Genomic DNA, 8,192 nt, shown 5'->3' on the forward strand with positions numbered 1-8,192 from the left:
AATTATTACGGCTTTCTTTGAAAATACGCACGATTTCTCTAGAAAGCTCTTTATCTTCAGCTTTCTTCTCGCGTTTGTCACTTTCATCGGCATGATAATAATAAGTGCTTTTCGGAAGATTGAGGACTTTGCATCTATTTTGAGCGTTATTTTGCACTATAAGGAAAAATAAAAAAGCCCCATTTCTCAGCATTGAAATTAAGAAATTGGGCTTTTTTCGTTACTCCGGAAAAGCGTCCGATTGTTGAAGATTATTGCCTAAATCTTATTCAAGATAAGCCCCCTTTAGTTCAAGTAGAATATTTCACAATTATAAAAACTCTCAACATTAACCCCATCCTAAATAGAATAATTTTTCTATCTCTAAGAATAGTAATCAAATGCAAAAAACCTTCATCTACTTAATGAAGGTTCGGTTCTACACATACTGCTTATTCTATTTTTAGATGGTACCACATTCAAAATAGATTGAAGTAATCCGGGAAAATTGAAACGATCATATATTTTAGTTGCAATATATTTCGTAAGATCGAATAAAAAAGTAATCACCATTTTGGTTTAGCTTCTAACCAATCCATATAGCAACAGGTTACGAAAAGAAGTAACTGCACTCAAATCCCCTTAAATACTAGCTCGCCTGTAGGTTATTGTTTTCTGTACGTTTCTTTTTTCCATGAAGTACATAGTACAAAAAGATACTGGCAAATACGACCACTGCCAAAGTTAGATACAATCCACGAAAACCAACTATAGGGATGATAAATCCTAATAGCAAAGGACCAATCCCTACTCCTGAATCCATGAATGTGAAAAAAGTTGAGGTCGCAAGTCCAACTCGGTGCCGTGGTGATTCCTTTATGGCAATTGCTTGACAACAAGAATTCATCGTTCCAAATCCAAGGCCAATTAGCGCTCCTGCTAAAAGGAGAGTGAACCCTTGGTTGACTTGACTAAGAGTAACTAATCCTATCACAAATAATATCAATGCTGGATACATAACAATGTTATCTCCTTTTTTATCTAATAACCGTCCAGTAAATGGTCTTGAAATCAAGATGAAGACAGCATATACAATAAAGAAGAAACTTGCAGTATCTATTAAATCAATTTCTTTTGCATAAGAATTAATAAATGACAGGATACCTGAGTAAGCAAAACCCATAATGGCAATAATGATGGAGATAGGAATAGCCTTTATTTCGAAAAAGTCTTTCAACTTAAAACCTTTCATCGCATCAAGCTGTTCTTTTGTGATGTCTCCTTCAGGGATATGCACAAATAATAAGATAATAGTACTTATGAGAGAGAAAAGTGTACAGACTACAAATATCACCGTAAAACTTCCTTGTTGGCTGATATAAAGACCTAAGAAAGGTCCAACTGCCATTGCAAGGGCTATACTTAATGAAAAATAGCTTATTCCTTCTCCTCGACGTGCATTCGGAATAATATCCATGACAACTGTTGCTATAGCTGTGGTAAACACCCCAAACGCTGCTCCATGAACAAAACGAATAAACAATAATACGTTCATGTTTTCTACTATAAAATATAACAACATCACAATTAAAAATAAAAATAATCCGCCATAAAGCATCTTTTTACGTCCAATGATCTCAATATATTTTCCAACAAAAAGACGTGAAACTAGTGCACCCACTACAAATATACTAGACGCAAGACCCGCCATGCTTTGTGAAGCGTTAAATTCTTCAACCGCATACACGGTTAAAGTCGTTATTAATAAATAAAAGGTTAAACCCCCAAAAAAAGTTGATGCGGACATGATGATAAAATCTTTTGTCCATAATTTTGATTTATTCATCTTTTTGCTCCTATTTTGTTATTTTTGTGTTTAGTAGTATTTTTGGTTCTGATGCAAAAAGATTAAATTGATTGCAAGTAATCTCTAAATCCTGAACATACTGATACTATTACTCTAAAAGAGGGGTGTGATCAGTATGGAAAACCACAATTTGTTCAAATGGAAACATTATCAACCTGATATTATTTTATTAACGGTGAGGTGGTATCTGCCGTACAACCTCAGTTTTCGTGATTTGGTGGAAATGATGGAGGAGCGAGGCCTTCCGATAGCTCATACAACCATTATGCGTTGAGTTCATCAATATGGACCTGAATTAGATGAAAGAGTACGGCGTCATCTCAAGCAAACAAACGACTCGTGGAGAGTCGATGAAACCTATATAAAAGTAAAAGGACAATGGATGTACTTATATCGTGCAGTCGATTCGGAAGGAAATACGATTGACTTTTATTTAAGTGAATCGAGAGATACCAAAGCAGCTAAGTGCTTTTTTAAGAAAGCCTTGGCTGCTTTTCATGTTTCAAAACCTCGGGTGATAACAGTTGATAAAAATCCAGCATATCCAGTAGCCATTCAACAACTAAAAGACGAGAAAAAGATGCCTTAAGGCATCCAAAGAAACCTAGAACTGTTAAAAATAAACAGCTCCATATACTATATCACTAAAGATTGCTCCGGCTTAAAACCAGTCGCTGTAACCCATTTTTCTTAAGTTTTCAGCTGATGTTTGCAGGCAGTCGAACGGATTACGGCCGTACTGTTCATCCTGCTCAACCAAGAAATACTGTGCACCGCTTTCAAGACCTGCGTCGATGATGGCAGGGATATTCAGATTGCCTTCTCCAACCTCGGCGAATTGAATCGTATTGACGAATCTGTCCATGAATTTAGCTAGATCTTTGTTAAAATCAATATCGCTTAAATCCAGCGGCCCTACGCGGTAGTCTTTTAAATGTAATAAAGAAATACGGCCTTTGTATTGCTTCACAAATTCTACCGGATTTTCCCCTGCTCTTTGAATCCAGTGGACATCCAGCTCAAAGCCAAGCTTTGTTGTATTATTTTTAATGATATCCAACAGATAAACCCCATCAAATTTTTGAAATTCTAGATGATGTGTATGGTAGTATAACTCAATTCCATGCTCTGCTAAGCGGTGTGCCATTGTTTCTGCTCTTTCTACAAAGCCCATAATATCGTCTTTATTGCCAATTAGGTGCAGCGGCATCATTCCAATGTGTAAAAAGTTACAATTTAATGTTTTGCAATCGTTTATAATTTTGTCAAAATCACTTTGCAACGTTTCTCCTGGTGCCCCTAGAAGCATTGGTTCAAGACCTGCAGACATAGCCACAATCTTAATATCGAAATCCTCACTCGCTCTTTTTAATTCGGTAACATTCTCCGGTGTCATCGGAATTTGTGACACTTCCACTGCATGATAGCCAAGTTCACTAATTTTTCTCATTATTTCATAAGCACCAAGTTATTGTATTTTGTCTTTTACCGTATACATTTGAACGCCGATTTTCCCTTTAGCCATTATGTCATACCTCCAATTTGATTTCTTTGTTTAACTCTGAAGATTTGCGGATCGCATCAATGATTTGAATGGATGGCAGCGCATCCTTTACATGAACATAATCACAAGTGTTATTTGAGATACAGGAATAGAATTTATTGATTAATTTCATGTGACTGGCACCATAATAAAACTTGGAGCCAGGCATTTTTTCATCCTCAACGATTCTTTCCTTTATGCCCTCTTCACTCAATCGTGTTAAAATACTATCCTTAGTCGTAAATTTCGCATTTTCTAATACAACCTGAAGTTCGACACTGGAATTCCCGAAATTGGAATTCGTTGCAAAAAACAAACCTGTGGCACCATTTTTAAATGAAGACTATACCTCCTTGTATACTGGAATAATCCACTATTGAAGCATACTTTGTGAAAAGAAACAAAACTATACGGGCTATTGCAGAACGTCTATAGTTTGTTTTCATGCTTTTTTATTTCGTCTTACAAAAGAGGGCGATTTTTTTATTGAAACCAGTGGTCTCGAACGTTCATATGTTTCACTCTATTCCATTCATTTTAATATAATCGTAGCTTTCTTTTAAACATTGGAATGGATCTTTCTGCCATTTCTCCTGTTCGGCGAAAGCATATTTTACGCCAGTTTCGATCGTGGCATCGAAGATTTTCTTCCATTGGATAGGGCCTTGCCCAACAGGCATGAGCACTACATTTCCATCCGAATCGATCATCCCATCCTTGAAGTGGATTAAATCATTTCGTCCTTTCACCTTATAAATCCATTCAATCGGATCTAGACCTGCATGGTAGATATGATAGATGTCTAATAAAAATTGAAATTCACTTCTGGTATTTTCGAAGATGATGTCAAGTGAATTTTGCCCATCATATTGAAACACATCCATAAATCTTGGATGGAAGTTTAGGATTTTTCCTTTTGTTTCAAGGAATTCTGAAAGTTTATTCAACTCCTTTGCAAACTCCAGACAGCCCTCATAAGAATGGTAGCGCTCTGGAATCCCGCTGACGGTAATGTAAGAACCTCCCCAAAGGTCGTTGATTTCTATGACTTCATCCAAATGAGAAATGACCACATCATAATAGTCCTGTGTCCCTATGCATTCCAACCTCGTTTCCTTTAAGGCATCGTGAATGAAGTCCATTGGGATTTCAGGGTTGATCCATTGAATCTGAACCGTTTTATAACCGATCTCACTTAATTTGCTGAACGATGCCAAGACATCCTCAGGGGTTTGAAGATATTCCCGAACGCTTGAAATCTGTATGCCTAGTCTTGTCATAGTTGTCCTCCTTATTTCCTTATGTATTCGTTTTCAATTCCGTACCTTTGATTTATACCACGACTCTATGTCATCCTGCATTATTCCGTACCTGAAACCAATAATTTAAAGTATAAAGATAGCAAAAACATATAATAGGACAATACTAATCAAAATTGTAATATTTGCGATTGTGGCAATTAAATTAGTGGTGCTATATTTTAATTCAATTCCAAATACTAAAGCTGACATTCCAACTGGTAGTAATAGTCCGATTAAGAGTGTATATCGAAACATTTGATCGAAAGGAAGGAAGAAGTATAATGCTAAACCAAAAAGTAGTCCTAAACCGTATCGGAAAGTTAAAAATTTCATAATAGGCTTAAAATATTTTTTGTCAAATGTAAAATTCAAATATAGTCCTAATAATAATAATGACAACGGCATATTTGCTTGAGATATAGTAGCAGCAACATCAATTATCGTAGAAGGCAATTGGATATGGCTATAATTTAGAATACTAGCAAGGATATAAGTCATTAAGGGAATGGAATTTCCGAGTTTTTTTAGAATTGCAACAGGCTTAAGGGTCAGCCCCTCTTCTGAAAAATAGCTACCTAATATATAGCCAATTCCCCAAATAACAATTGTAGTTCCTACATCAAACATTCCAAAATACGTTAAACCTTCTGTTCCCCACATAGCATGAACAATAGGATATGCAAATAATCCAACGTTAGCTCCAGGAGCAAGCATTATTAAAGTGCCTTTAAGTTCTTTTTCCTCTTTTTTAAATACAAAAAAAGTAAGAAACGCAGAAATTAGTCCAAAAATAATGACGATGACCGGTAACAAAATTAAAGAAGGTTCAATTTTAACAGAATTAAATGTCACAATGACCAAAGCCGGTAGGGTAATATTAAAAATAATTTTTGAAATTACTGCTCCATCTTTTTCCTTTAAAATGTTTATACGTTTTAATAGATAACCTAAAACAATTATAAGTAATATATTTATAAATGCTTGATTCATTTCTAAGTTGCTCCTCTGAAAAATTGTAGTTTTTAAAGAGCAAATGATAAAATTTTGTCTCTTTGATGATATCAAGAAGAATGGTAGCAACACCATTTACTATTGTAATGTAAACACTCCTCGCTTATATTATTTTTGGGTAACGCAAGAATCACGAACGCCTCTGGTTGGATGCAATTCAATTTTATTGCGTGTTGACGCAAAAGGCATTCGCTAGAACGGTTTTAATCAACAGAAGAAATAAATCTCAAATTCGTGATGTGAGTGAAATTGAAAAGGATAGAAATCCACTCTCTGCATACGATAAGATTCAATAATCCATTCAGCAAAAGACAAATTATTTCGATCTTCCACAGCCCTCACGCCTTTCTTAAGCGTTGTAAAGCTTACATATATTTTACCCCTGCAGCATAAAAAAAACATTCTCTGGAACTGCCTTCATTTTTAATGTTTTTGACTGATAGTGCTTTCCGATTAATAATTCCAGCAAAAAAAGAGAAAAAACCAACCATTTTACTGGCAGTTTTTTCTCATATTAAGAAAACAAGGAATCTTACTCCATCCAGTTTGTATGGAAAATACCTTCTTTATCAATACGTTGGTACGTATGTGCACCAAAATAGTCACGTTGTGCTTGTAATAGATTCGCTGGAAGCGTTTCTGTACGGTAGCTGTCATAATAAGCAATTGCGCTTGCAGAGGTAATTAATGAGGAAACCATTAAGGCTATTTTTTTATCAATCATCAAGTTTCAAACATCTATCAGTAACCAATGTAGACGAAGTTACGAGGCGTTTACACCCCAAATCGAAACGATTTTTAAACAGGAACTCCAAGCCTTTTTTTCAGAGTGGGCACAAAAGCAATGGTCTAATCAAAGCAAAACTGAGGTAGAGGTCTATGCGGTGATGTTAAGCTGGGCACTTTATGGAGCTGCGATGCATTGGATGCAAAATCAAACCTCACAACCAGAAGATTATGTAGAGCAAATACTGAATATCATAAAAATGGAAAATAATGGATAAAGAAATGTTAATTTAATTTAAATTTATTTAAAGCTGACCTCATCAATTATATTTTCATTCTACAAATATTATAGAGCCTGTTTTTTATATAAAAAACAGGCTCTTAAGAGTGCCTTGGTATACTACATATAACTGCTCTTTACTTTTTTACTGATAGAATAACGTTTTTTTCATTTTGGGGGAAGTTTGTTTGGTTAACTTGATGGGCATGTGACGGGACCCCTTTATGGGGGTATTTCAGACGAATAATCAAGCAAGAAAAAATGCTGTTGAACAAAACATTATGAATCGGAGTAAAAGAAATTGTAGAGATGATTGGAAATGCTTAAACTTTCAGTTATCGTTTCACCGATGTTTTTATTATCCACTGTAATACTACATTACATCTTCTTGTACTAGTTCTTCAGCACTCGCATTTGTTACTGTAAATCCACTAAGTACTAAGAATGATACAAGAGCTATTAATAATTTTTTCTTTATAATTTCCTCTCTTTTTTTATTAGATGTTATAATTTTACATTAAAATCACAAATTCCTTCTACTTCATAAAGAGTTTTACAAAAATTAGAATTTTTCAACCCTAAAGATGCTAATGTAAGTATATTAATAGAACTACAAAATTTATAAAAATAGGAACTCTATTAATATTCATTCGCATAAACCCCCTCTTTTTTATGCAGTTGCAAAGCTTCTTCAGAGGCCAAAAACGTTGATCCATCAACAATCAAGAAAATAGTGCTCTCTCTCATTTTCACCCCATCCTCTCAAAATACCCCGCTATAGCTGGAAAGCTCATAAACTCCTTCCTCATCTCCCGAAACATAATCACCCTATTCCCTCTTACAACTCGAAATCCAGCGAATACTCGTGACAGTTCAATGGAGCTTGATGAAATGTTTCGAGATAAAATTGGATTGCCTTTTGCCCGCTCTCAGCAAAAATAAACACAAAATTACTCTGGTTCATCTTCAGTGAGTAGATACCAACCTTATGAAAACCTAATACATTGTTTTCAATCAATTCCTCTACTTTCTGATGATCCGCTTGGTCAAAATCTATTTTAGATATATTGTCATCCAATGAATTTTTCCCCTCTTCTAGTAAATGATGGATGTAATGGGCCAATGATGATTCTTCAAAACGTATAGAATCCAGGTAAAGATCTTTCACAATCACGTGATAACACCTCAATATGAGAATTTTTATCGCCTTTGGTCTTCGTTCTTTAGGTCATTCAAGGGTTAGACGCTGTTCCTTTTGCTCCTCAATCTTTCCTGTATACTCGTTGTAATTCACTGCGATGGTTCCAACTGGACCATTTCGGTTTTTTGAAACGATGATTTCTAGCGTTTGATCCTGGGAGTCCTTGTCATAATATGCTTCACGATACAAGAACAAAATGACATCGGCGTCCTGTTCAACACTGCCCGATTCTCGAATATCTGACATCATCGGCCGTTTATTGGCTCTTGATTCCACTGATCGAT

6 protein-coding genes and 3 pseudogenes are annotated in these 8,192 nt (G+C 35.3%); 1 reads left to right on the forward strand and 8 read right to left on the reverse strand.

From position 1 onward, the window contains the following. Nucleotides 1-628: 628 nt before the first annotated feature. Nucleotides 629-1,825, reverse strand: coding sequence for an MFS transporter (locus K9V48_RS26350; RefSeq protein ID WP_224142055.1), 1,197 nt, complete (start codon nt 1,823-1,825; stop codon nt 629-631). A 136-nt stretch (nt 1,826-1,961) separates the two neighbouring features. Here K9V48_RS26350 and K9V48_RS26355 point away from each other — a divergent pair. Beyond that, nucleotides 1,962-2,432: pseudogene (locus K9V48_RS26355) on the forward strand (IS6 family transposase); the annotation flags it as partial. A gap of 75 nt (nt 2,433-2,507) precedes the next feature. Here the strand turns inward: K9V48_RS26355 and K9V48_RS26360 are convergent. The 7 genes and pseudogenes from K9V48_RS26360 to K9V48_RS26390 all read right to left on the reverse strand — a co-directional run. Then, complete coding sequence (locus K9V48_RS26360) at nt 2,508-3,296, reverse strand: sugar phosphate isomerase/epimerase family protein (RefSeq protein WP_224142056.1); 789 nt, start codon at nt 3,294-3,296, stop codon at nt 2,508-2,510. A gap of 79 nt (nt 3,297-3,375) precedes the next feature. Continuing rightward, nucleotides 3,376-3,714, reverse strand: a pseudogene (locus K9V48_RS26365) (Gfo/Idh/MocA family protein); the annotation flags it as partial. A gap of 193 nt (nt 3,715-3,907) precedes the next feature. Then, nucleotides 3,908-4,669: a sugar phosphate isomerase/epimerase family protein gene (locus tag K9V48_RS26370; protein ID WP_224142057.1), complete on the reverse strand. Its 762-nt coding sequence runs from the start codon at nt 4,667-4,669 to the stop codon at nt 3,908-3,910. A 105-nt stretch (nt 4,670-4,774) separates the two neighbouring features. Beyond that, nucleotides 4,775-5,680 carry an AEC family transporter gene (locus K9V48_RS26375; RefSeq protein WP_224142058.1) on the reverse strand — a complete coding sequence of 302 codons (906 nt, stop codon included), beginning with the start codon at nt 5,678-5,680 and terminating at the stop codon, nt 4,775-4,777. A gap of 553 nt (nt 5,681-6,233) precedes the next feature. Beyond that, nucleotides 6,234-6,377, reverse strand: a pseudogene (locus tag K9V48_RS26380) (NADP-dependent phosphogluconate dehydrogenase); the annotation flags it as partial. A gap of 1,168 nt (nt 6,378-7,545) precedes the next feature. Further along, nucleotides 7,546-7,881, reverse strand: a complete 336-nt coding sequence (locus K9V48_RS26385) for a hypothetical protein (protein WP_224142059.1) — start codon at nt 7,879-7,881, stop codon at nt 7,546-7,548. 54 nt (nt 7,882-7,935) lie between these two features. Then, the coding region (locus tag K9V48_RS26390; RefSeq protein WP_224142060.1) for a DnaB-like helicase C-terminal domain-containing protein at nt 7,936-8,192 on the reverse strand (257 nt) is incomplete at its 5' end.

Source organism: Metabacillus rhizolycopersici (assembly GCF_020075705.1).